This is a genomic window from Streptomyces pseudovenezuelae, from assembly GCF_029892565.1.
Classification (GTDB): Bacteria; Actinomycetota; Actinomycetes; order Streptomycetales; family Streptomycetaceae; genus Streptomyces; species Streptomyces pseudovenezuelae_A.
In genome coordinates this window covers 144,774-170,141 of record NZ_JARXVH010000010.1, presented here as the reverse complement: position 1 = coordinate 170,141, position 25,368 = coordinate 144,774, and the positions used below count along the sequence as shown (strand labels likewise).

The window sequence follows — 25,368 nt, the reverse complement described above, 5'->3', positions numbered from 1 at the left end:
ATGACCAGTCCGCCCCCATGTACTAGAGTTATCTCGACATCGAGATATCTGCACCAGGAGCACCGCAGCCGCACACCACCGCCGACCCGGCGGTAAGGCTTGCCTAACTTAGCCTTACCTTAGCGGATCGGCCAAGTAGCCGTGGCGGCAGGATCGTGGTGAGTGAGTACGCGCACATCAATGAAGGAGACTGTCGTGTCGGCGAACAGCTTCGACGCCCGCAGCACGCTGCAGGTGGGCGACGAGTCGTACGAGATCTTCCGGCTGGACAAGGTGGAAGGCTCGGCTCGCCTTCCGTACAGCCTGAAGGTGCTGCTGGAGAACCTGCTCCGCACCGAGGACGGCGCGAACATCACCGCCGACCACATCCGTGCCCTCGGCGGCTGGGACTCGCAGGCTCAGCCCAGCCAGGAGATCCAGTTCACGCCGGCTCGCGTGATCATGCAGGACTTCACCGGCGTGCCCTGTGTCGTGGACCTCGCGACCATGCGTGAGGCCGTGAAGGAGCTGGGCGGTGACGCGGCGAAGATCAACCCGCTGGCCCCCGCCGAGCTGGTCATCGACCACTCCGTCATCGCCGACAAGTTCGGCACCCACGAGGCCTTCGCGCAGAACGTCGAGCTGGAGTACGGCCGCAACCGCGAGCGCTACCAGTTCCTGCGCTGGGGCCAGACCGCGTTCGACGAGTTCAAGGTCGTCCCGCCGGGCACCGGCATCGTCCACCAGGTCAACATCGAGCACCTGGCGCGTACGGTCATGGTCCGCAACGGCCAGGCCTACCCCGACACCCTGGTCGGCACCGACTCCCACACCACCATGGTCAACGGCCTCGGTGTGCTGGGCTGGGGCGTCGGCGGCATCGAGGCCGAGGCCGCGATGCTCGGCCAGCCGGTCTCGATGCTCATCCCGCGCGTCGTCGGCTTCAAGCTCACGGGCGAGCTGACCCCGGGCACCACCGCCACCGACCTCGTGCTCACGATCACCGAGATGCTGCGCAAGCACGGTGTCGTCGGCAAGTTCGTCGAGTTCTACGGCGAGGGCGTGGCCGCCACCTCGCTCGCCAACCGCGCCACCATCGGCAACATGTCGCCGGAGTTCGGCTCCACCGCCGCGATCTTCCCGATCGACGCCGAGACCATCAAGTACCTGAAGCTGACGGGCCGCGACGCCCAGCAGCTCGCGCTCGTCGAGGCGTACGCCAAGGAGCAGGGCCTCTGGCTCGACCCGGCCGCCGAGCCCGACTTCTCCGAGAAGCTGGAGCTCGACCTCGCCACGGTCGTCCCCTCGATCGCCGGACCGAAGCGCCCGCAGGACCGCATCGTCCTGGCCAACGCCTCCGAGCAGTTCAAGAGCGACGTGCGCAACTACGTCGCCGACGACGACGAGGCGGGCAAGGAGTCCTTCCCGGCCTCCGACTCCCCGGCCGCCAGCAACGGCGTCCCGTCGAACCCGGTCACCGTGACCGCCCCCGACGGCTCGACCTACGAGCTGGACCACGGCGCGGTGACGGTCGCGGCCATCACCTCCTGCACCAACACCTCGAACCCGTACGTCATGGTCGCCGCCGCGCTCGTCGCGAAGAAGGCCGTGGAGAAGGGCCTGACCCGCAAGCCGTGGGTCAAGACCACCCTCGCCCCGGGCTCCAAGGTCGTCACCGACTACTTCGACAAGGCGGGGCTCACCCCCTACCTCGACAAGGTCGGCTTCAACCTCGTCGGCTACGGCTGCACCACCTGCATCGGCAACTCCGGCCCGCTGCCGGAGGAGGTCTCCAAGGCAGTCAACGACCATGACCTGGCCGTGACTTCGGTGCTCTCCGGCAACCGCAACTTCGAGGGCCGGATCAACCCGGACGTCAAGATGAACTACCTGGCGTCCCCGCCGCTGGTCGTCGCGTACGCCCTCGCGGGCTCCATGAAGGTGGACATCACGCGCGACGCCCTGGGCACCGACCAGGACGGCAAGCCGGTCTTCCTGGAGGACATCTGGCCCTCCGAGGCCGAGGTCAACGACGTCGTGGCGAACGCCATCGGCGAGGACATGTTCAACAAGTCCTACGCCGACGTCTTCGCCGGTGACGCCCAGTGGCAGGCGCTGCCGATCCCGACCGGCAACACCTTCGAGTGGGACGCCGAGTCGACCTACGTCCGCAAGCCCCCGTACTTCGAGGGCATGACGATGGAGACCACCCCGGTCTCGGACATCGACGGCGCCCGCGTCCTCGCCAAGCTGGGCGACTCGGTCACCACCGACCACATCTCCCCGGCCGGCGCGATCAAGGCCGACACCCCGGCCGGCAAGTACCTCACCGAGCACGGCATCGAGCGGCGTGACTTCAACTCCTACGGCTCGCGCCGGGGCAACCACGAGGTCATGATCCGCGGCACCTTCGCCAACATCCGCCTGCGCAACCAGGTGGCGCCGGGCACCGAGGGCGGCTTCACCCGCGACTTCACGCAGGCCGACGCGCCGGTGTCGTTCATCTACGACGCCTCGCGCAACTACATCGAGCAGGGCATCCCGCTGGTCATCCTGGCCGGCAAGGAGTACGGCTCCGGCTCGTCCCGCGACTGGGCCGCCAAGGGCACCGCGCTGCTCGGCGTCAAGGCCGTCATCGCCGAGTCCTACGAGCGCATCCACCGCTCCAACCTCATCGGCATGGGCGTCATCCCGCTGCAGTACCCGGCGGGCCAGTCCGCCCAGTCCCTCGGGCTGACCGGCGAGGAGGCCTTCTCCATCGCCGGCATCACCGAGCTGAACGACGGCACCACCCCCGCCACGGTCAAGGTCACCACCGACACCGGCGTGGAGTTCGACGCGGTCGTCCGCATCGACACCCCCGGCGAGGCCGACTACTACCGCAACGGCGGCATCCTGCAGTACGTGCTGCGCAACCTGATCCGCAAGTAGCCGATCCGGTACGGCAGTTGGGCCGCATCCCTGGTGACAGGGGTGCGGCCCTTCCGTTTACGCACGGCTGTCCCTCAGCCGGAACACAGCATTCCCTCAGCCAACCGGGACAGGATCAGGACATGGCTGGCATCTCCGGTACCCGTGGCGGACGGGTTCGCGTTCTGATCGTCGACGACGAACCCGCCCTCACCGAAGTGCTGTCCGTGGCCGTCACCGAGGCGGGCTGGCGGCCCTATCCGGCCGGCGACGGACAGAGCGCGCTCAGGATCGCCCGCGGCTGCGCCCCGCACGCCGTCGTGCTGGACGGAATGCTGCCCGACCTGGACGGCATCCAGGTACTGCGCCGCCTGCGCCACGAGAACCCGAAGCTGCCCGTGCTGATGCTCACCGCCCGCGACGCCATCGAGCACCGCATCGACGGACTCGACAACGGCGCCGACGACTACGTGACCAAGCCCTTCTCCCTGGAGGAGGTCGTGCTGCGGCTGCGCGGACTGCTGCGCCGGGCCGGCACCGAACGCGCCCCGGCCGACGACTCCGTACGCGTCCTCGGCGACCTCGTGCTGACCGAGGAGACCCGCGAGGTGCACCGCGCGGGACAGCAACTCCAGCTCACCGCCAAGGAGTTCGACCTGCTCAGCCTGTTGCTGAACCATCCGCGCCAGGTGCTGAGCAAGGCCCAGATCCTCGACCACGTGTGGAGCAGCTCCTTCGACGGCGGCGGCAACCTCGTCGAGGTCTATATCTCCAGCCTGCGCCGCAAGATCGACAAGGGTCGCGCGCCGATGATCCACACCGTGCGCGGCATGGGATACGCGATCAGGCCCGTGGAGGACGGGAGATGACCGTACGACCGCGCGGACGCTCCCTGCGGACCCGCCTGCTCCTGTTCATCGGCGCGATCCTCGTCGCCGTGTGCGCCGCGATGGCGCTCACCACCGTCTACGCCCAACGCGCCTATCTCCTCGGCAACCTGGACCAGCGCGTCGCCGACGCCGCCGACCGCAGCCTGGGCGGCGCCTCGCTCCATCCCGACCTCGACCGGGACCTCACCTTCCTCTACGAGAGCGGCCATCCCGCCGGCATGCTGGCCGCCCGGCTCGACACCGACGGCGCCATCGTCTCGGCGGCGGTCGTCAGCCAGGACGCCGCCCCGCAGCCACTCACCACCGCCCAGCGCACCGCCCTCGCGGGCCTGACGGCCGACGGCGGCAAACACACCCGTACCGTGCCCGGCCTCGGCACCTACCGCGTCACCGTCCTGGACAGCGACGGCGTCCGCGTCCTGACCGGACTCCCGATGGAGGACGTACAGGACATGATCACCAAACTGATGGTGGTCGAGTCGGTCGTGGCCGTCGTCGGACTCGGCGCCGCGGGAGTCGTCTGCGCGGTGGTCATACGACGTCAACTGCGGCCCCTGGGCCGGGTCGCCGCCACCGCGGTCGAGGTCTCCCGGGCGCCGATGGACCGCGGCGAGGTCACCGGCCTCACCCGCGTCCCCGCCCGGGACACCGACCCCGGCAGCGAGGCCGGCCAGGTCGGCGCCGCGCTCAACCGGATGATCGAGCATGTCGAGTCCTCGCTCGCCGAGCGCCAGCGCGGCGAGGAGGAGATGCGGCGCAGCGAGGAACGCATGCGGCGCTTCCTGGCCGACGCCAGCCATGAACTGCGTACGCCGCTCGCGTCCATCGCGGGCTACGCGGAGCTGATGAACCGCGGCACCGACCGGATCGAGCCGGTGCTGGCCTGGCGTCGGGTCTCGGCGGAGTCGGCACGGATGACCGGTCTGGTCGAGGACCTGCTCCTGCTCGCCCGGCTCGACGAGGGGCGGCCCCTGCACGCCGCCGAGGTCGATCTCGCCGCGGTCGTCGCCGAAGCGGTGTGGGACGCGCGCGCGGCGGGCGACGGTCACGACTGGCAGCTGTCGCTGCCCCTGGAAGCCCCCGCTCTGGTCGTCGGTGACGAGGCACGGCTCCATCAGGTGGTGGCCAACCTGTTGGCCAACGCCCGTGTGCACACGCCTGTTGGCACGGCGGTGGTGGCCGAGGTGGGGGCCGTGGGGGAGCGGTGTGTGATCCGCGTACGGGACAACGGGCCCGGGATTCCGGCCGAGTTGCTGCCGAGGGCCTTCGAACGCTTCACCCGGGCCGACTCGTCCCGCGCGCGGGCGTCCGGGTCGGCGGGCGGCGCGGGGCTGGGGCTGGCCATCGCGTCGGCCATCGTGGGCGCGCACGGCGGGCGGATCGACGTGGAGAGCCGGCCGGGCCGCACGGAGTTCACGATCGAACTTCCGGCGGCCCAACTCCCGCCCGCCGAAACGGCGATGAGCGCCCGCACGGCGCCGGTGCGGGAGAGCACCGCGCGCCGGGCGGACGCCGTCGTCGAAGGTCGGGCCGGCGGTGTCAGGACCTGACCACCGGGCCCGGACCGGACTCCCGCCCCGGATCGCTAGGGAGTGGTCGTGAACGAGTCGAAGTCGGCCTCGCCGGTGGTGCCCGAGGCGTGCGAGGTCTGGGTGAGGCCGACGTCCTGGGTGGCCGCGGCGGTCGGGACGGTGATGGTGCCCACCAGGTTCCAAGTGGCGTTGTCGGTCGAGTAGTAGCCGCTGTACGAGGTGCCGTCGCGGACGAGCTTCAGCCACGAGGGGTAGGTGGCGGTGCCGGCGGAATCCTGCGAGTCCAGCAGTCCGTCGCCGTCGCTGTCCCAGTCGAGCAGGTAGCCGTTGCCCGGGGTCGCGACCAGCGCCAGATAGCCGGGAGACGTGTTGGGCTTGGTGATGTCCTTGCGGACCATGATCCCGGCCTTCGCCCAGACGTCCGTGTTCGACTGCGAGTCGAGCTTCACGGTGGTCACCGAACCGTCGTGCTCGGCTCCGGGCAGATAGATCGAGCCGTACTCGTTGGTGCCGTTGTACAGGTCAGCGCCCTGCGCCCGGATACCGAGTTGAGTGCCGGACTGGCTGAAGCTCGCCGTGGTGGAGGCGAACGTCCGGTACGGGGCGGTCACTTGGTGGTTGACGGTGATCGTGTCGCCCGCGGTCAGCCGGGTCCTCCCGTCCGACCGGAAGCGGTAGGTCGCCGTCCCCTGGAAGTCGCTGGAGGCGAAGAGCTTCGCCGAGGGCGGGATGGACACGGAGTAGGTGGCCTTCAACGCGTGGCCGCCACGGATCGTCCGGGCCCGCGTCACGGAGTGCGTGGTGATCTTCGCGCCGGCCGGCCCGGTGAGGGTCAGGGCGGCATCGGTGACCGGCCGCGACCCGTTGTCGGACAGGACCGCGGTCACCGTACGCGTGGTGCTGTCGCTGGGCGCGGGCGCCCAGTTGAGCCCGAACGAGACGTCCGGGGCCGCGCCGGGCACCGTGCGGTGGGTGCCGTGGACCCGGTACAGGACCACGCCGTGCGGCGGCACGTTGGCGGCGATCCGGCCCGCGGACTCGGTCAGCCGGTGGCTCCACAGATCCCGCAGGGAGTAGTCGCGCGCCTTGGCCAGACCCAGCGCGGACGCGGACGTGGCCACCTCCCGGGGAGCCGACCCGGTGTTGAACAGACCGACCACGACGTCCCCGTCGGGTTCGGTCTTGGCGAACACCTGCGCGTTCGCGTCCGAGGAGATCCGCTTGGCGTCGATGCCGTCCTGATCGACCGCGAGGACGTCGGTGTTCTTCAGCAACGCGAGGTCGGCCGGGTCGAGATGGGTGAGGTCGGTGCCGAGGATGAGCGGGGAGGCGGCCAGCGACCACAGGCTCATCTGGGTCCTGCGCTCGTCGGGCGCCAGGCCGTTGTTCGCGCCGTTGCCGATCTCCAGGGAGTCGTAGTCGTTGTATCCGCCGGGACCGCCGTACGGTGCCCACGCGGCGACCTGGTCGAACCGGGAGGCGATGGAGGCCCAGGTGGTCAAGGGGTAACTGCTGCCGTCCGGACCGCAGTAGCACTCGATGTCGCCGCCGGTGCGCCAGCCGTTGGAGAGCTTCTTCCAGGTGGCCGCGTTGTTGATGTCGAGGTTGTTGGACAGCTCCAGGTGGATCGGCCGGCCGGTGTGCCGCAGCGCGTCCGACCAGGCCTGGACGTCCTGTTGGTCGGGCGTGCCGACACCGTCGATCTTCAGGTAGTCGATGCCCCAGCCGGCGAACTGACCGGCCCACGAGTCGATGAAGGTCTGCGCGCCGGGCTTGGTGTAGTCGATGCCCACCATGCCGCCGCAGTTGTAGTTGCTCTCCGTCGCCGTGGTGGCGATGTCCCGGGCGTGGTACGGCGTTCCCTTGATCTCGGTGTTCTTGGCGACCGCCTGCTGGGAGATGCCGGGAGTGACGTACAGGCCGAACTTCAGCCCCAGGGAGTGGACGTAGTCGGCCACGACCTGGATGCCGTTCTCGCCACCGCGGGGCGGGAACCTGACGGGGTCGGTGACCCAGCGGCCGTACTGGTCGACGTCCGGCCCCTGGCTGCCCGGGCACTGGTACCAGAAGTCGTCGATGTTGGCGTAGACGAAACCATTCCTCGCAAGGCCGCTGGCCTTGAGCGCCTTCGCCTGCGCCTCGATGGTCTGCGCGGTCGGATCGCGGCGGACGAAGCTCCAACTGCTCCATCCCAGCACGGGTTTCAGCCCGACACCGTTGTCAGAGGCCTGCGCGGGCTCGCTGCCGGTCGCGGTGATTCCCATCGTGAGCAGCAGCGCTCCGGTGAACGCGGCCAGTACACCGCGGATCCTTCTTCTCATGAGCTGTTCCTCCATCGCAACGCCCACGCGACTCAGAAAACGTCAAGAACCAACCCCGTAGACGCGACAAGTGAACATGGCCGAACGCCAGTCACCACATAGCGTGCTTGGCCAAGAACGAGTCAAGTCTGTGGGGTCACTGTGGCGAGACCGCTCGCCGTTTACAGTCACCCCACTTCGCGCTAACTTCCCCATAGGTGGGGTGGGAGCGCTCCCATGTTGCGCGGACCGGAACCCGCCGCACCATGGACGTCCTCCACCCCACCCCTCCGCATGGACGCATCCACATGGCCGTACCCGAAGGAAGCCGACTGTCATGATCCTGACAAGAATGGAAACGGCGCCACGTCGATTAACCCTCTCCACCCGCACCCGAGCCCTCTTCCTGGTCCTCGTCTCACTCCTCGCCACCGTCCCCGCCCTCGCCCTGGTCATGGCGGCCGGCGGCCCGGCGGAAGCCCACGGCACCCCGATGAAGCCCGCCAGCCGTACCTTCCTGTGCTGGCAGGACGGGCTGACGGACACCGGGGAGATCAAGCCGGTCAACCCGGCGTGCAAGGCGGCCCAACAGGTCAGCGGCACCACGCCGTTCTACAACTGGTTCTCGGTGCTGCGCTCCGACGGCGCCGGCCGCACCCGCGGCTTCGTGCCCGACGGTGAGCTGTGCAGCGGCGGCAACACCAACTTCACGGGCTTCAACCTGCCGCGCAACGACTGGCCGTTGACGCATCTGACCTCCGGCGCGACCGTCGACTTCTCCTACAACGCCTGGGCCGCACACCCGGGTTGGTTCTACGTCTACATCACCAAGGACGGCTTCGACCCGACGAAGACGCTCACCTGGGACGACATGGAGGCCACGCCCTTCCTCTCCGTCGACCACCCGCCGCTCAACGGCACCCCGGGCACGGTCGAGGCCAACTACTCCTGGACCGGGCAGCTTCCGGCCGGCAAGTCGGGGCGGCACATCATCTACATGGTGTGGCAGCGCTCGGACAGCGCGGAGACCTTCTACTCCTGCTCCGACGTCGTCTTCGACGGCGGCAACGGCGAGGTCACCGGCATCCACGACCCGGGTAACCCGACCGACCCGGTGCCCGGCGAATGCGCGGCCACCCGTCGCACCAGCGGGAGTTGGAACGGCGGCTACCAGTCCGAGGTGACCGTCACCAACACCGGAGACGTCCCGATGCTGGGCTGGATGGTCGACTGGACGCTGCCCGGCGGACAGAAGGTCGAGAGCCTCTGGAACGGCAACCCCACGTACACGGGACAGGACGTGATGGTCCACAACGCCGACTGGAACGGCTCCCTGAGTCCGGGACAGAGCACGACCTTCGGCTACGTCGTCACCGGCAGTGGAGGTGACTCGGCGACGACTCTGCCCTGCCAGGTCGGCTGAGGCGACCCGGCAGGAGTGAGCAGCTCTGGGCGGACCCCGGTGGTGGTCGGTGTACCACCGGGGTCCGCGAGCCGACCGGTGCCAATGGGGGAGCGGTACCGGGCGGGGTGAGAGCCCCCTGTGCCCGACCTGACCGGGCACTGAGGGGAGGGCGGAGAGAGTGGCGCGGCTTGTGGCGACGCTGCAAGTGCGACAACGTTGTCGAGTGGTCTGCACATGACTTTACTCCTCCAACCGACAACGATGTCAAGCCAGTTGCCGAAGTGCGCGGAAGTGGCCCGTACGGGTGGTTCCTCCGTGGGCCATCCCGTCCGTACGCGCTCTTCCGTGGTACGGGTGGCGCACGTTACTGTCCCTGCGGCTTGTGCGACCTGTGGTGCGCGACCCGTCCGAAGGAGGAGGGGCCGCGTCATGCGTTTCCGTCCTACGTCCCTGCTGCTGGCCGCCGCTCTGGCGATCGGCGGCGCCACCCCCGCCCTCGCGGCTACCGCCGCGCCGCCCCAGCTCGTCGACGACCCGACCGCGTACGTCGATCCCCTCATCGGCACCACGAACGGCGGCAACGTCTTCCCCGGCGCCGTGGTGCCCTTCGGCATGCTCTCCTGGAGCCCGGAGAACACCAGAGGCAACGCCACCAGTACCGCCGCGCCGGGCGGTTACCAGTACGACGCCACCCGCATCCGCGGCTTCAGCCTCACCCACATGTCCGGCACCGGCTGCGCGGGCGGCAGTGGCGACATCCCGTTCTTCCCGTACGCCGGTGAGGTCACGTCCTCCCCGGCGAGCGACACCAAGGACGCCGTCTACGCCTCCGACTTCAGCCACGCCGACGAGACCGCCGAGCCCGGCCACTACAAGGTCGGCCTCGCCTCCGGGGTCACGGCCGATCTGACGGCGACGGCCCGGACGGGCTCGGCGCAGTTCACCTACCCCGCCGACAAGGCGGCCTCGCTGCTGATCCGTACCGCCAACTCCGAGGTGGGCTCGACCGATTCGACGGTCACCATCGACCAGGCGACGCGCACGGTCTCCGGCTCGGTCACCTCCGGCGACTTCTGCGGGTACCTGGACCCCGAGGGTCAACGGGCCTACTACACCGTCTACTTCACGGCAAAGTTCGACCGCGACTTCAAGACGACCGGCACCTGGCAGGACGACAAGCTGACGCCGGGTTCGACCTCGGCGAGCGGCGGCACCGGCGGCTTCTCGGGCGGCGGTCGGCCGGTCGCGGGCAAGGGCGCCGGCGGCTACGTCGAGTTCGAGCCGGGCGACGGGCCGGTCAACGCCAAGGTCGGCATCTCCTATGTCAGTCAGGCCGGCGCCACCGCCAACCTGGCCGCCGAGAACCCGCCCCGCCGCTCCTTCGACGCGGTGAAGAAGGCCGCCCACCGCGCCTGGCGGGACCGCCTCGACGCGATCCGGGTCGGCGGCGGCACCGACGACGAGCGCACCACCTTCTACACCGCGCTCTACCACGCCCTCATCCACCCGAACGTGATCAGCGACGCCGACCGCAGATACCGCGGCAGCGACGGCGAGGTGCACAAGGTCTCCCGGGGCCACGACGCCCAGTACGGCACCTTCTCCGGCTGGGACGTCTACCGCGACCAGGTGCAACTGCTCACCCTGCTCAGTCCGCGCACCGGCTCGGACATCGCGCAGTCGCTGTACGAACTCGCCCAGCAGAACGGCGGGATCTGGGACCGCTGGCTGCACGGCGCGAGCGGCACGCACGTCATGAACGGCGACCCCTCGCCGACCGCCCTGGCCGGGATCCGGGCCTTCGGCGGCACGGACTTCGACCTGCGCGGCGCGCTGAACTCGCTCGTCAAGGCGGCGACCGTGCCGACCGCACAGGACCTGTCCTCGTCGGGCAAGCCGGTCCTGTCGGTGGGCCAACGGCCCTCCCTCGACAAGTACTTGGACCTGCACTACATGCCCTCGGTCTCCAACGCCTGGGGCGGCGCCGCCGAGACGCTGGAGATGTCCACCGCCGACTTCTCCCTCTCCCAACTCGCCGCCGCGGCAGGGAAGAAGGACACGGCGGCCACCTTCGCCAAGCGCTCCCAGTGGTGGCAGAACAACTTCAACATCGCGGCCGACCCGACGGGCGGCTACATCGCCAACCGCAAGGCCGACGGCAGTTGGGTCACCGGCTTCACCCCGGCCACCGGCAACGGCTTCGTCGAGGGCACGGCGGCCCAGTACACGTGGATGGTCCAGCACAACCCGGCCGGGCTGTTCGCGGCCATGGGCGGCAAGGACGCGGCCCTCAAGCGCCTCGACACCTTCTTCCACGAGGACGACGGCAGCTGGGCGTTCACCGGCAGCGGCGGCGACAAGTCCGAGCTGGACAACGAGCCGTCGATCAACGTGCCCTACCTGTACGACTACGCGGGCGCGCCCTACAAGACACAGGAGACCGTCCGCGCCGCGATGACCCAGCTGTGGTCCACGAAGACCAACGGCATCCCCGGCAACGACGACCTCGGCGCCATGTCGTCCTGGTACGTCTTCTCCGCGCTCGGCATGTACCCGCAGGTGCCCTCGCGCGCCGAACTCGTCCTCGCCTCACCGCTGTTCCCGCGCATCGAGATCGACCGGCCGCAGGGCAACGACATCTCGATCCGCGCGAACGGCGCCGCCGCCGACGCCCCGTACATCCAGTCGCTGAAGGTCAACGGCCGGTCCAGCGACCGCTCTTGGCTCCCGGCGTCCTTCGTGCGCGACGGCGGACGGCTCGACTACACCCTCTCCGGCACCGCCGACAAGGACTGGGGCACCTCCCAGGCCCCGCCGTCCTTCCGTGAGGGCGAGCAGCCGTACCAGATCGGCGTCGGTCCGACCACGGCGACGATCGCACCCGGCGAGAGCGCCGAGGTGGACATCCGCGCGCTGGCCGTGAGCGGCGGCGCCGGACCCGAGGTGCGCTTCAAGGTCGAGACCCCCGACGGGATCTCGGCGTCCCCGGCCGAGGGCACGGTGACCGACGGCTCGCAGAAGATCACCCTGTCCGCGGCGAAGGACGTCAAGCAGGGCTTCTACGAGGCGAAGGTCACGGTGACCTCCGGCGACGACTCCTACGTCCAACCGGTCGCCCTCACGGTGGCCGCCCCCGGCACCCTGCTCGCCGCGTACAACAACACCGGCGTCTCGGACGACGAGGGCGACCACGACGAGGCCGACTACGACGGCGGCGGCTGGAGTTACTCGCGCCAGGCCCTCGCCGCCGCCGGTCTCACCGCGGGCGGGCAGGGCACGGTCGACGGACTGACCTTCACCTGGCCGAACTCGCCCGCCGCCCGTCCCGACAACGCCTACGCGACCGGACAGACCGTCCGACTCGACCAGCCCGCCGCCAAGTTGTCCTTCATCGGCAGCGCGGTCAACGGCAACCAGCAGGCCAGCGCCACGGTCACCTACACCGACGGCAGTACCGGCACGATCGACCTGTCCTTCACCGACTGGACCGTCGGCGGAGGCGGCGGCACCGTTCAGTACGGCAACGTGGTCGTCGCCAAGGCCCTCTACCGGAACGTGGCGGGCGCGGACAAGGACCCGGTGGCGACGTACGTCTTCGCCACCAAGTCGTTCACCGCACCGGACGGCAAGACGATCGCGAGCGTGAAGCTGCCGCAGAACACGGACCTGCACGTGTTCACGCTCGCGACCGGCTGACCTCCAACACCTCGGCCAACCAGGCGAGTTGGCGGCGTACGTGCACCGCGTCGCCGCCCTCGTGGCCGTTGTACGGATAGCAGTGCAGTTCCTTGCGGGCGGCGCCGCCGGTCAACTCGGCATACCGGTTGAAGGCGGCGTACGCCCCGCTCGGCGGGCACACGGTGTCCCGCAGGCCGACCCCGAAGTGGGCCGGGGCGCGGGCCCGTCGGGCGAAGGAGATGCCCTCCAGATAGGCGAGGGTGCGGTAGACGGCCGTCTCGGCGCCCCGGCGCACGGCGAGAAAGGCCGCGATCTCCCCGTAGGGACCGCCGTCCGTGAGGTCCAGCGCGCGCCGGATGCCGCACAGCAGCGGCGCGGTGACCAGCACCGCTGCCAGATCCGGGACCAACCCCGCGACGGCCAGGGCGAGTCCACCGCCCTGGCTGTTGCCGACGACCGCTGTGCGGGTGCCGTCCACGCCGGGCAGTGTGCGTACCGCGGCGACCGCGCGGACCGCGTCCGTGATGAGCCGGCGGTAGTGGGCGTCGCGCGGGTCGAGCAGGCCGCGCACGGCAGGGCCTGGCCCACCGAGCGCCGCGGCGTGCGGGTCGGGTGTGCCGCCGCCGCAGCCGTACTGGTCGCCCTGGCCCCGGTTGTCCATGAGCAGGTGCGCGTACCCGGCGTTCACCCAGGTCAGCCGCTCGTGGGGGAAGCCCCGGCCGCGACCGTAACCGGCGTACTCGACGACCGCCGGCAGGGCCCGTGAGCCGCCCGCCGGCCGGCTGAACCAGGCCCGTACCGGATCCCCGGCGAAGCCCCGGAACGTCACGTCCCACGACTCGGTCAACCGCAGGCCGTTTTCCGCCGGCGTCACGGAGATCACGGGATCCCACTGTCCGGCCTCCTTCAGGGTGTCCTGCCAGAAGGCGTCGAAGTCGGTGGGCTCCGCGGGAACCGGACGATGGCGCTCCAACTCGCTCAGGGGTAAGTCGAACGCGGGCACGGGGCACCTCGCAGGAGTCGGGCTAGAGAAGGAAACTTGCGGAGATCGCAGTGCCGGGCTCCCGTGTTCTACCCCGCCCGCCGCGGCTTCCAACTCCGGTGCCGGTGACCGCTCCTGTACCAGCAGACCGCTAAAGACCGCTGTGACACCCATTGACAGCGCTTTCTTAGTGCCTTTAAGTTGCCGCGCAGTTACCGGTAGAAGCTCGAAAGTTTCGGTTCCGTGCCTCCGTCTGAGAGGACCGAGCATGAGCACCTCCGTCAAGTCGGCCTCCCCACCCGGCACTCAGGACCCGCCTCGGCCCCCGCCCCGTCGGGTGCGCCCGACCGCACGCCGTGGCTGGTGGCGGGCGCTGCGCCGCGACTGGCAGCTGTACTCGCTGGCCGTGCTGCCGCTGCTGTTCTTCCTGGTCTTCCGCTATCTGCCGATGATCGGCAACGTGATCGCCTTCCGCCGCTTCGAGCCCGGCGGTTCGATGTTCGGCGAGCAGTGGGCGGGCCTGCGCTATGTGCGGATGTTCCTCACCGACCCCACCTTCTGGCAGGTCTTCCGCAACACGCTGTGGCTCGGCGGGCTCACGCTCGTCTTCTGCTTCCCGATCCCGGTCGTGCTGGCGCTGCTGCTCAACGAGGTGCGCCGGCGCCCCCTGAAACGCTTCGTGCAGTCGGTCTCGTACCTCCCGCACTTCCTGTCGATGGTCATCGTCGCCGCCATGACCATGCAGATGCTGGCCGGGGACGGCCCGGTCAACCACGTCCTGGGCTGGTTCGGGCACGACCCGATCCGCTTCATCCAGGAACCCGGCTGGTTCCGCACGATCTACGTCGGCTCCGAGATCTGGCAGACCGCCGGCTGGGGCACGATCCTCTACCTCGCCGCCCTCACCACGATCGACGAGGATCTCTACGAGGCCGCGCGCATCGACGGTGCGAACCGCTGGCGGCAGATCTGGCACGTCACGCTGCCCGGCATCCGCCCCACCATGGTCACGCTGCTGATCCTCAACATCGGCACCTTCATGGCGGTCGGCTTCGAGAAGGTCCTGCTGCTCTACAACCCGCTGACCTACCCGACCGCCGACGTGATCTCCACGTATGTCTACCGGACCGGTGTGGAGTCCAACATCTTCAGCCTCGCCGCCGCCATCGGGCTGTTCGAGGCGGTCATCGGCCTGGTGCTGATCACGACCGCGAACCAGCTCTCGCGCCGCACGGTCGGGACGAGCCTGTGGTGAGGCCGAGCCGCTCCCACCGGGTCTTCCAGGGCGTCAACGGCGTGATCCTCACCCTCGTCGTGCTCCTGACCCTGTACCCGTTCGTCAACATCATCGCCCGATCGTTCAGTGGGGAACGCCAGATCAGGGCCGGTGAAGTGACCCTGTGGCCCAAGGGGTTCAACCTCACCACGTACAACATCGTGTTCCACGACGGGATGTTCTGGCGCAACTACGGCAACACCGTGTTCTACACGGTCGTCTCGACGGTCCTGGCGATGGTTCTGACGACCTGTTACGCCTACGTCCTGTCGAAGAAGAACCTCAAGGGGCGAGGCGTGCTGGTCGGCATCGCCGTGTTCACCATGTTCTTCACCGGCGGGCTGATCCCCAACTACATCCTGATCACCACCCTCGGCCTGAAGAACGGCGTCTGGGCGCTGGCCCTGCCGAACGCCATCAGCGTCTTCAACCTGCTGGTGATGAAGGCCTTCTTCGAGAGCCTGCCGGCCGAACTGGAGGAGGCCGCCCAGATCGACGGCCTGAACACCTACGGCATCCTGCTGCGGATCGTGCTGCCGCTGTCCAAGGCGGTCGTGGCGACGATGGTGCTCTTCTACTCGGTGTCCTTCTGGAACTCCTGGTTCGGGGCCTTCCTCTACCTGGACCGGACCGATCTGATGCCGGTCACCGTCTATCTGCGCAACCTCATCGCGGGCGCCACCGGCGGCGGCAACGCCGGTGCCGCGAACGACCAGTTGAGCCAGGTCGGCGCGAACATCCAGGCGGTCACCATCGTCCTCACCGCCCTGCCGATCATCTGCGTGTACCCGTTCGTCCAGCGCTACTTCGTCTCGGGCGTGACGCTCGGCGCGGTCAAGGGCTGACGGTCCCTCACCTCACGTACGGCCCAGGTCTCTTACGGAACAAGGGAGTATCCGTGAAGAACGAAGGACAGCTGTCACGGCGTCAGATCCTCGCCGCCGCGGGCTTCGTCGGCCTCGCCACGCTGACCGGTTGCGGCGGTGACGGGGACGGCGGGGACGGCAAGGACCTCTCCAAGAAGCAGAACGGCGCGATGAAGGAGTACCGCGTCGGCCAGCAGTTCAAGGCCGCCGGTGCGCTGTCCTTCTCGATGCTGCACAACGACAACCCGGTCTACCCGCTCAAGAGCAGCTGGCTGTTCTGGAAGGAGGTGACCAGGCGCACCGGGATCACCCTGAAGCCGATCGACGTCCCGCTGGCGGACTACGAGAAGAAGCGCAGCGTCCTGATCGGCGCGGGCGACGCCCCGTTCCTGATCCCGAAGACGTACCACCCCTCCGAGGTCGCGTTCGTGTCCTCGGGCGCGATCCTCCCGGTCAGCGAGTACGTGCACCTGATGCCCAACTTCCGGGACAAGGTGAAGAGATGGCGCTTCGAGCCCGAACTCGACTCCATCCGCCAGTCCGACGGCAAGTACTACCTGCTGCCCGGCCTGCACGAGAAGGTCAAGTCCGGCTACTCGCTGTCCTTCCGCACCGACGTCCTGGACCGGCTCGGGCTGAGCCTGCCGTCGACCTGGGACGAGGTGCACGACGTCCTCACCGCGCTGAAGCAGGAGTACCCCGACAAGTACCCGTTCTCCGACCGCTGGAGCACCAACACCCCGTTCCCCTGCGGCGCCCTCTTCGGCTATCTCGGCCAGGCTTACGGGGTCAGGGCCGGCTGGTCCTACGACAACATCAGCTTCGACACGCAGGCGAAGAAGTTCGTCTTCACCGGCGCCACCGACGGGTACCGGCAGATGATCGAGTACCTGCGCACCCTGGTCGCCGAGAAGCTCATGGACCCCGAGAGCTTCAGCCAGACCGACGACGCGGCCGTGCAGAAGCTGCTGGCCGAGGACTGCTACGCGATGAGCGCCAACCCGCAGGAGCTGGTGCAGAACTACCGCTACAACCTGGAGAAGCAGGTCGAGGGCGCGAAGATCGAGATGATCCCGGTACCCCTCGGTCCCGCGGGTCCGGTGGTGCTGAGCGGCACCCGGATGGAGAACGGCGTCATGATCGCCGCCAAGGCTCTCAAGAGCGACAGCTTCGTCGCGATGATGCAGTTCGTCGACTGGCTCTGGTACTCGGACGAGGGTCAGAAGCTCTGCAAGTGGGGCGTCAAGGGCGTCACTTACACCGAGTCCGGCGGCAAGTACACGCTGGAGCCCGGCATTTCCCTGATGGGCTCCGACCCGGACGCCAAGAAGGACCTGCAGAAGGACTACGGCTTCTTCAACGGCGTCTTCACCTACGGCGGCAGCTGGTCCCTGGTCTCCTCCTCGTTCGGCCCCGACGAGCGGAAGTTCCAGACGGCCATGGCCCAGCGCAAGGAACTCCCCATCGACCCGGCCCACCCGCTGGAGTCCGTGGAGCAGGAGCAGGCCTCGCTGTGGGACACCCCGCTCAAGGACCACACCGTCCAGAACACCCTCAAGTTCGTCCTCGGCAAACGCCCGCTGTCCGAATGGGACTCCTACGTCGCCGAGTTGAAGGCGAAGAACATGGACCGCTTCGTCGACCTCCACAACAAGGCCTACGAGCGCTTCAGGAAGGAGAACGGGTGATCCGCGTCCCCGCCGAACCGGCCGGCCGCTTCTCCGACGCCTGGCGGCGCTGTGTCGGCACGGGCCGCGTCGAACTCGCCCTGCGCCGCGACTACCAGGACTCCCTGCGGCTCCTCCAACAGGACATCGGCTTCCGGCACATCCGGGGCCACGGCCTGCTCAGCGACGGCATGGGCGTGTACCGGCCCTACGAGTGGCAGGGCGAGCGCCGGGTCCGGCACTCCTTCTCCTACGTCGACCAGGTGATCGACGCCTACCTGGAGCTGGGCATCCGCCCGTTCCTCGAACTCGGCTTCATGCCGGGTGAGTTGGCGTCGGGGGAGCAGACCGTGTTCTGGTGGCGCGGCAACGTCACCCCACCCCGCTCGCACCAGGAGTGGGCCGCCCTCGTGCGGGTCACCCTCACCCACCTCGTCGACCGCTACGGCCTCGACGAGGTGCGGACCTGGCCCATCGAGGTCTGGAACGAACCCAATCTCCCCGACTTCTGGCAGGACGCGGACGAGTCGGCGTACCACCGGCTCTACGAGGTCACCGCGCACACCGTGAAGGAGGTGGACGCGGGACTCCAGGTCGGCGGCCCGGCGATCTCACCCGGCGCCGACGAGTGGCTCGACCGCTTCGCCGAGTTCGCCGAACACCGGGACGTGCCGGTCGACTTCGTGTCCAAGCACGCGTACAGCTCCGGTCCCGCCCAGCACGTCCCGTTCGGCGTCCACCAGACCCTCGCCCCGGTGTCCGACCTGCTGGCCCAGTTCGCCACGCCCCGCGACCGGCTGAAGGGCACGCGGCTCGCCGAACTCCCCGTCCACATCACCGAGTTCAACTCCTCCTACCGCCCCGACAACCCGATCCACGACACCGCCTTCCACGCCGCCTACCTCGCTCCGGTGCTGGCCGCCGGCGCCGACCACGCCGACTCCTTCTCGTACTGGACGTTCAGTGACATGTTCGAGGAGGCCGGCGTCCCGACCGCGCTCTTCCACGGCGGCTTCGGCCTCCTCACCCACCGCCAGGTCAAGAAGCCGACGTACCACCTGTACGCGTTCCTGGCCCGCATGGGCGAGGAGTTGCTGACCCGGGGCGAGGACCACCTGGTGACCCGGCACGCCGATGGTCGGGTCACCGTCCTCGCCTGGGCTCCGGTCGACCCGACCGGCGAGACCCCCGGCCCCGAGCGGCACACCCTGCGGCTGTCCGTCCCGATCGGCGCGGGGGAGGCGTTCGCGCTCCGCTCCACGGTGGACGAAGAGCACGGCAACGCGCGCACCGCGTGGCAACGGATGGGCAGCCCGCGCTCGCCCCGGCGGCACCAACTCGACGTACTCCACGAGGCGTCGGAGCCGGGACGACGTCACGAGCGGCTTCCGGTCGAGGACGGACGAGTGGATCTCGCCCTCACGCTCGCCCGCCACGAGGTGACCCTCGTCGAGCTCAGCCCTGTCGAGGAGGAGGCGCCGGAGTGGTGGGACGAGGGGCGGTTGCTGGGGAGGGAGCCGCAATGAGCGGCGCGCGTACGGCAGTTGGCGGCGCTACCTGGGAAGCGGGTAGTCGGCCGGAGTCGACGCCCGCCGCCCACGCCGGGCCGCCCCGCAGGGCCTCCACCGCATCGCCCTCCTTCGGCACAGGCCCCCTCTCCCGAGCCGCCGCCCTGATCCACACCCTCCTCACCATCGAGGCCCTCCTCCTCGCCTCCTCCTCCCCAGGCCTCGCGGGCCTGCTGCTCCTCGGCCCCGACCCCGCCAACCTCCCCCTTGCCGCCGGCTGCCTGCTCCCCCTCGGCCCGGCCCTCTCCGCCGCCCTCTACGCCCTGCACCACCGCACCCGCGACCTCACCGACCTCCACCCGGCCCGCGCGTACGCACGCGGCTGGCGGCTCAACGCCCTCCCCGCCCTGAAGCTTTGGACACCGCTGCTCGCCTGGCTCACGGTCATCGGCTTCACGCTCACCCACTTCGCCGCCACCGGCCTGCCCGGCTGGTGGGCCGTGCTGCTCGCGGCCGTCGGGATCGCGTCCCTCCTCTGGGGCGCCCACGCCCTCGTCCTCACCTCGCTCTTCACGTTCCGTGCCCGTGACACCGCCCGCCTCGCCGCGTACTTCCTCGTCCGGCACGCCCGCGCCACCCTCGCCGCAGCCTCGTTGCTCGTCCTGGCCGCCACCGGTACCGCCCTGCTGACCGAGGCGTTGCCCGCGCTGCTGGCCGCCCCGCTGCTCATGTCCCTGCTGCACAGCAGCCGTTCGGTGATCGTCGAGACCGAGGAGGACTTCACGGCATGACGGACAAGATCCGGTACGGCGGTGACTACAACCCGGAGCAGTGGCCCGAGGAGGTGTGGGACGAGGATCATCGACTGTTCGGCCGGGCCGGGATCGACACCCTCACCGTCGGCGTCTTCGCCTGGTCCCTCACCCAACCCGCCGAGGACACCTACGACTTCACCGTCCTCGACCGCATCCTCGACCGCGCCGCCGCCGAGGGCCGCCAGGTCTGCCTGGCCACCGGCACGGCCGCCCTCCCGCCCTGGCTCGCCAAACGCCACCCCGAGGTCAACCGCACCGACTTCGAGGGGCGCCGCCACCGCTACGGCCAGCGGCACAACTTCTGCCCCAGCTCACCGGCGTACCGGACGGCGGCCACCGCGTTGGCGGGACGGCTGGCCGAACGGTACGCCGAGCACCCGACGTTGATCGCCTGGCACCTCAACAACGAGTACGGCGGCGCCTGTTACTGCGACCTGTGCGCCGACGCCTTCCGGGACTGGCTGCGCGACCGGCACGGCACTCTCGACGCCCTCAACGACGCCTGGTGGACCACCTTCTGGTCGCACCGCTACACCGACTGGGACCAGATCGAGCCGCCGAGCGCACTCACCGAGCACTGGCGCGGCACCGACCACACCGCCTTCCAGGGCATCACCCTGGACTACCTCCGCTTCACCACCGACGCCCTGCTCGGCTGCTTCCTCGCCGAGAAGGAGGCGATCCGTCGGCACGACCCGGACAGGCCCGTCACCACCAACTTCATGGGCCTGTACCGCCCGCTCGACTACCACCGCTGGGCACCCCACCTCGACCTCGCCTCCTGGGACAACTACCCGCCCCTGGACGCCCCGCCGACCCGGGCCGCCCTCGCCCACGACCTGATGCGGGGGCTCAAGGACGGCGCCCCTTTCTGGCTGATGGAACAGACCCCGTCGACGACGGCCTGCCGTGACGTCAACCCGCTGCGCCGCCCCGGCGAACTCCGCCTCGCCACCTTCCAGTCCATCGCCCACGGCGCCGACGCGGCCCTCTACTTCCAGATGCGCGCCTCCCGTGGAGCCTGCGAGAAGTACCACGGGGCGGTCATCGGCCACGCGGGCCGCGACGACACCCGCGTCTTCCGTGAAGTGGCTGAGACCGGAAGGGAGTTGGAGCTGCTCGGCGGTGCGACCCTGGGCGCCCGGACACCCGCGCGTACCGCCCTTCTCTTCGACTGGGACAGCTGGTGGGCCCTGGAGATCTCCGACGGCCCTTCCCGGCACGTCCGTTACGTCGAGGTCGTCCACGCCTACTACCGGGCCGCCCGCGAGGCCGGCGCCGACGTCGACGTCGTCCCGCACACCGCCGACCTCACCCCGTACGACGTGGTGCTCGCGCCCGTCCTGCACATGGTCAAGGGCGACCTCGCCACCCGTCTCGAAACCGTCGCGTCGCGCGGCGGCACCGTCCTGACGACGTTCCTGTCCGGCCGGGTCGACGAGCACGACCGCGCGTTCCTCACCGACGTCCCCGGACCGCTCGCACCCCTCATGGGCATCCGGGTCGACGAGTGGGACGCCCGTCCGCCGGACGTCGTACAGCCCGTGCGGCTGGGGGAGTTGAGCTGCGAGGCCCGGCTCGTCTTCGAGATCGTGCTGCCGTGCGACGCCGAGCCGGTCGGCACGTACGGCGCCGACTTCTACGCGGGCACCCCGGCGGTCACCCGGCACCGCTTCGGCGCGGGCGAGGGCTGGTACGTGGCCACCGCGCTGGACCAGCCGGGCGTCGACGCGGTCGTACGCCGGGTCCTCGACCGGCACGGGCTGCTCGGCCCGTACGCGGACCACCCCGCCGTGGAGACGTCGACCCGGGTCGCCCCCGACGGCACCCGTCTCCTCTTCCTGCTCAACCACGCCCCGGAACCTGCGCGGTTGACCGCGCACACCCCCGCGACCGACCTGCTGACCGGCAAGCGGGTCGAGGAGGGGGAACCGCTGCTCCTCGACCCGCTCGGCGTGGTGATCCTGCTCCTTCAGTTCGAGGCGGCGAACATGCCGACCTCGTAGGAGCCGCCCTTCTGGTGCACGATCACGGCGAGCCGGTTGGCCGCGTTGATCAGGGCCACCAGGCAGACCAGCGCGGCGAGTTGGTCGTCGTCGTAGTGCTTGCGCACCAGGTCCCAGGTCTCGTCGGACACACCCAACTGAGCGTCCGCCATCCTGGTGCCCTCCTCGGCGAAGGCCAGCGCGGCCTGCTCGGCCTCGGTGAACACGGTGGACTCGCGCCACGCGGCCACCAGCATCAGCCGGACCGAGGTCTCACCGGCCGCCGCCATCTCCTTGGTGTGGTAGTCGACGCACCAGCCGCACCCGTTGATCTGGCTCGCGCGCAGCGACACCAGCTCCTGGGTGGACTTGGGCAGCGGCGACTGCTCGATCACCAGGCTGCTGTTGGCGAACCGCTTGGCGAACTTGGCGGAGATCTCGTTCTCGAACAGGTTGAATCGGGCTTCCATGATCTCGTCCTCACTCGTGGCGTCGCGATGCGCTGTGCTGCGCTGCGTCGGATGCACAAGAGATGCCGGCGCCCCGCTCCGTGTGACAGGGCGGCCGTGTGACGTACGCCACCGCTTCGGGGTGTCACAGGAGTGCGGTGGCCGGCGTCTTGTGCGCGTGACATCGTCGAGAACGAGCAGGCAGGAGCAGCCGGTGATGAGCGAGAACAGCGAGCCCACGCAGGACACGGCCACCGAGGCGTTCGTCGCCCACCGCAACCTGCTGTTCACCGTCGCCTACGAGATGCTCGGCTCGGCCGCCGACGCCGAGGACGTCCTCCAGGAGACCTGGATGCGGTGGTCAGGTGTCGACCTGGACACGGTGCGTGACCAGCGCGCCTACCTGGTCCGGATCACCACCCGCCAGGCGCTGAGCCGGCTGCGCACGCTCGCCCGCCGCAAGGAGTCCTACGTCGGCTCCTGGCTGCCCGCGCCGCTGCTGACCGCCCCGGACGTGGCCGAGGACGTCGAGCTGGCCGACAGCGTCTCGATGGCGATGCTGCTGGTGCTTGAGACCCTCGCGCCCACCGAGCGGGCGGTGTTCGTGCTGCGCGAGGTGTTCGACCTCGACTACGACGAGATCGCCGGGGCCGTCGACAAGACCCCGGCCGCGGTCCGCCAGATCGCGCACCGGGCGCGGGCGCACGTCGCTTCGCGCCGGCCGCGCGGGGCCGTCTCCGCGATCGAGACCCGGCACGCGCTCGACGCGTTCCAACGGGCCGCCAACACCGGTGACTTGCAGAGCCTGCTCGACATCCTCGCCCCGGACGTCGTCTTCCTCGGCGACGGCGGCGGGGTCAAGCAGGCCGTCCTGAAGCCCGTCGTGGGCGCCGACAAGGTGGGCCGGCTGCTGGCCACCGGGCTGGGCCGGGTCACCGACGCGCAGCTGGGCCTGGCGCAGGTCAACGGCTTCCCGGCGCTGGTCTTCCGGTTCGACGGCGAGGTCGACACCGTACTGGCGGTGCGCATCGACGACGGCCTCGTCACCGGCCTCTACGCCGTGCGCAACCCCGAGAAGCTGTCGCACATGGACCAGGAGACGACCCTGAGCCGTTGAGTCGAGGGGGCAACGGAACCAAGGGATCAGTGGATGACCCGCCCCGCCGCGTCCGGCACCCCCGACTTCCGGAAGAAGTAGCTGTTGATCTGATCGCGCCATTCGCGGGCGCTCCGGAGCTGCTCCGCATACCGCTCCGCCACCCGCGCATGGCGCGCCGGATCCACCAGCCCGGCAAGCGAGTTCCACACCTCCATAGCCGCCTCCACCTCCGCCACGCCCTCGAAGTGCGTGTCGTAGATGTGCTGGATCACGGTCTTCCCGCTCTTCAACTCGTGCCCGTACGGCACATGGTGGAAGAACAGCAGCAGTTCGTCCGGGCAGGTCTCCGGCGACTCGTACACCTCGGCCCACGCCTTGGTGTACTGCCCCGCGTACCCCGTGCCGGTCGCCGCGCTCCGGTCGACGCCGACGCCGTCCCGGTCGGCGAAGTGGTATGTCCCCCACGGGCTGTACTCGTATCCGTCCACGCTCGGCCCGTAGTGGTGCCCCGGCTGCACCATGAAGCCCACCCCGAGCGGCGCGGTGTACTTCTCGTACGTCCGCCAGGACCCGCTCAGTACCTTCCGTAACGCCTCCCACAGCCCCGTGGAGGCCCCTGGGTACGTCAACCCGACCCACTCGTCCAGGAGTTGCCCCGGGTCCGCCTGCGGGCTCCAGGCGAGTCCGCCGAAGGTGTAGAGGTTGGCCTGGGCGAGCGGATGGCCGGTCCAGAACGGGTCGTCGCCGACGTTGGACACGGCCACCAGGCCGCCGCGCGCCAACTCCCCGACGGACGCGCCCTCTTCGGGCCGCAGCCGCAGCACCTCGCTCCACATCGGCCCGAGCCAGCACACGTGTCGCTGCTGCCCGGTGTACTCCTGGGTGGCCTGCAGCTCCACCGCGAGCCGGGTGTGCGGCATCGCGCCGATCAGCGGCGAGACCGGCTCCCGTACCTGGAAGTCCATCGGTCCGTGCTTCACCTGGAGCACCGCGTTCGGGGCGAACTCCCCGTCCAGCGGCACGAAATGGTCGTACGCGGCCCGTGCCCGGTCCGTGGTCCGGTCCCGCCAGTCCTGGCGGTGGTCGTAGACGAAGGCCCGCCAGTGCACGGTGCCGCCGTGCGGGGCGAGCGCGGCGGCCAGCATGTTCGCGCCGTCCGCGTGACTGCGCCCGTACGCGAACGGCCCCGGCTGCCCCTCCGAGTCGGCCTTCACCACGTACCCGCCGAAGTCGGGTATCGCCTCGTACACCTGCGCCGTCGCCCCGGCCCACCACTCCCGCACGCCCTCGTCGAGCGGGTCGGCGGTCGCAAGGCCCCCGAGCACCATCGGCGCAGCGAAGGTGACCGACAGGTGCGTGCGGATGCCGTACGGCCGCAACGCGCCCGCGATGTCCGCCACTTCACCGATCCGGTCGGTCAGCAGGTGCGCCTCGGTCGCGTGCACGTTGACGTTGTTCACGGCCACGGCGTTGATCCCGCAGGCCGCCAGCAGCCTCCCGTAGGCCCGCACGCGCTCCAGGTCGCCCCGGGCCCGCCCGTCGGCCCAGAACAGCGAGCCGCCCGCATAGCCCCGCTCCACCTGCCCCATGACCGGGTGCACGGCCACGTTGTCCCAGTGGTCCAGCATCCGCAGCGTCAACGCCGGGCTGTGGCGCTCGCGTCGGTGTTCGCCGCGGAAGGCGGCCTCGCCGAGCCGTACGACGTGGAAGAGGCCGTACAGCAGCCCGGACGGGCCGGACGCGGTGACGGTCGTACGGCCGGCGCCGCGCTCGAACGTGAACGCCTCGGCGGCGTCCGTGCCGGTCAACTCCAGTGACAGGTCGAACGGTTCGGGGGACGCGTCACGATCGACGCGTCCCCCGAACCGTTCACAGGCCGCCGCCACCTCCCCGTGCACCGTGTCCACCAGCGGACCCGATCCACGGATCAGGACCCGCCGGGTGCCGAGCGGCCGGAACGCCTGCTCCGGCAGCCAGGCCGGGTCCACACCCTCGGGCGGTACGGGCACGGGAAGCGGCATGCGACC

At 69.7% G+C, this 25,368-nt stretch carries 16 protein-coding genes; 12 read left to right on the top strand and 4 right to left on the bottom strand.

What is annotated here, in order from left to right; translation table 11 throughout:
• Positions 1-195 precede the first annotated feature (195 nt).
• The 3 genes from acnA to M2283_RS30140 all read left to right on the top strand — a co-directional run bounded on the left by acnA (position 196) and on the right by M2283_RS30140 (position 5,329).
• Positions 196-2,910 (top strand): aconitate hydratase AcnA, encoded by a 2,715-nt coding sequence (acnA, locus tag M2283_RS30150; RefSeq protein WP_280879586.1) that lies wholly within the window; start codon positions 196-198, stop codon positions 2,908-2,910.
• Positions 2,911-3,032: 122 nt separating this feature from the next.
• A complete protein-coding gene (locus M2283_RS30145; RefSeq protein ID WP_280879585.1) occupies positions 3,033-3,758 on the top strand; it encodes a response regulator transcription factor in 726 nt (241 codons plus the stop codon).
• Positions 3,755-5,329 carry a sensor histidine kinase gene (locus M2283_RS30140; RefSeq protein ID WP_280879584.1) on the top strand — a complete coding sequence of 525 codons (1,575 nt, stop codon included), beginning with the start codon at positions 3,755-3,757 and terminating at the stop codon, positions 5,327-5,329. Before M2283_RS30145 ends, M2283_RS30140 begins: the two co-directional genes overlap by 4 nt.
• A 35-nt stretch (positions 5,330-5,364) precedes the next feature.
• Here the strand turns inward: M2283_RS30140 and M2283_RS30135 are convergent, their stop codons facing one another.
• Complete coding sequence (locus M2283_RS30135) at positions 5,365-7,632, bottom strand: NEW3 domain-containing protein (RefSeq protein ID WP_280879583.1); 2,268 nt, start codon at positions 7,630-7,632, stop codon at positions 5,365-5,367.
• A 316-nt stretch (positions 7,633-7,948) separates the two neighbouring features.
• Between M2283_RS30135 and M2283_RS30130 the strand changes: the two genes are divergently transcribed.
• Together M2283_RS30130 and M2283_RS30125 are read left to right on the top strand one after the other, a co-directional pair.
• Complete coding sequence (locus M2283_RS30130) at positions 7,949-9,034, top strand: lytic polysaccharide monooxygenase (protein ID WP_280879582.1); 1,086 nt, start codon at positions 7,949-7,951, stop codon at positions 9,032-9,034.
• A gap of 411 nt (positions 9,035-9,445) precedes the next feature.
• The gene (locus M2283_RS30125) at positions 9,446-12,712 is read left to right on the top strand and encodes a GH92 family glycosyl hydrolase (RefSeq protein ID WP_280879581.1); all 3,267 of its coding nucleotides are present in this window, start codon (positions 9,446-9,448) and stop codon (positions 12,710-12,712) included.
• On the opposite strand, the gene M2283_RS30120 is transcribed toward M2283_RS30125, so the two are convergent.
• Complete coding sequence (locus tag M2283_RS30120) at positions 12,693-13,697, bottom strand: acetylxylan esterase (RefSeq protein WP_280879580.1); 1,005 nt, start codon at positions 13,695-13,697, stop codon at positions 12,693-12,695. The genes M2283_RS30125 and M2283_RS30120 overlap by 20 nt on opposite strands.
• 247 nt (positions 13,698-13,944) lie before the next feature.
• Here M2283_RS30120 and M2283_RS30115 point away from each other — a divergent pair, with 247 nt between their 5' ends.
• From M2283_RS30115 to M2283_RS30090, 6 genes are read left to right on the top strand one after another with little or no spacing between them, the layout of a single operon-like run.
• Positions 13,945-14,931, top strand: a complete 987-nt coding sequence (locus M2283_RS30115; RefSeq protein ID WP_280879579.1) for an ABC transporter permease — start codon at positions 13,945-13,947, stop codon at positions 14,929-14,931.
• Positions 14,925-15,797: a carbohydrate ABC transporter permease gene (locus M2283_RS30110; RefSeq protein WP_280879578.1), complete on the top strand. Its 873-nt coding sequence runs from the start codon at positions 14,925-14,927 to the stop codon at positions 15,795-15,797. Before M2283_RS30115 ends, M2283_RS30110 begins: the two co-directional genes overlap by 7 nt.
• 53 nt (positions 15,798-15,850) lie before the next feature.
• A complete protein-coding gene (locus tag M2283_RS30105; protein ID WP_280879577.1) occupies positions 15,851-17,506 on the top strand; it encodes an extracellular solute-binding protein in 1,656 nt (551 codons plus the stop codon).
• Entirely contained in the window at positions 17,503-19,011 is a 1,509-nt protein-coding gene (locus M2283_RS30100; protein ID WP_280879576.1) for a GH39 family glycosyl hydrolase, read from the top strand. Before M2283_RS30105 ends, M2283_RS30100 begins: the two co-directional genes overlap by 4 nt.
• Entirely contained in the window at positions 19,008-19,784 is a 777-nt protein-coding gene (locus M2283_RS30095) for a hypothetical protein (RefSeq protein WP_280879575.1), read from the top strand. Before M2283_RS30100 ends, M2283_RS30095 begins: the two co-directional genes overlap by 4 nt.
• Positions 19,781-21,814 carry a beta-galactosidase gene (locus M2283_RS30090; RefSeq protein ID WP_280879574.1) on the top strand — a complete coding sequence of 678 codons (2,034 nt, stop codon included), beginning with the start codon at positions 19,781-19,783 and terminating at the stop codon, positions 21,812-21,814. The genes M2283_RS30095 and M2283_RS30090 overlap by 4 nt, the downstream gene beginning before the upstream one ends.
• Here the strand turns inward: M2283_RS30090 and M2283_RS30085 are convergent.
• Entirely contained in the window at positions 21,781-22,263 is a 483-nt protein-coding gene (locus M2283_RS30085; RefSeq protein ID WP_280879573.1) for a carboxymuconolactone decarboxylase family protein, read from the bottom strand. The genes M2283_RS30090 and M2283_RS30085 overlap by 34 nt on opposite strands.
• A 196-nt stretch (positions 22,264-22,459) precedes the next feature.
• On the opposite strand from M2283_RS30085, the gene M2283_RS30080 reads away from it, so the two are divergent.
• The gene (locus M2283_RS30080; RefSeq protein WP_280879572.1) at positions 22,460-23,359 is read left to right on the top strand and encodes an RNA polymerase sigma-70 factor; all 900 of its coding nucleotides are present in this window, start codon (positions 22,460-22,462) and stop codon (positions 23,357-23,359) included.
• A gap of 26 nt (positions 23,360-23,385) precedes the next feature.
• Here the strand turns inward: M2283_RS30080 and M2283_RS30075 are convergent, their stop codons facing one another.
• The gene (locus tag M2283_RS30075) at positions 23,386-25,362 is read right to left on the bottom strand and encodes an alpha-glucuronidase (protein WP_280879571.1); all 1,977 of its coding nucleotides are present in this window, start codon (positions 25,360-25,362) and stop codon (positions 23,386-23,388) included.
• Positions 25,363-25,368: the final 6 nt, after the last annotated feature.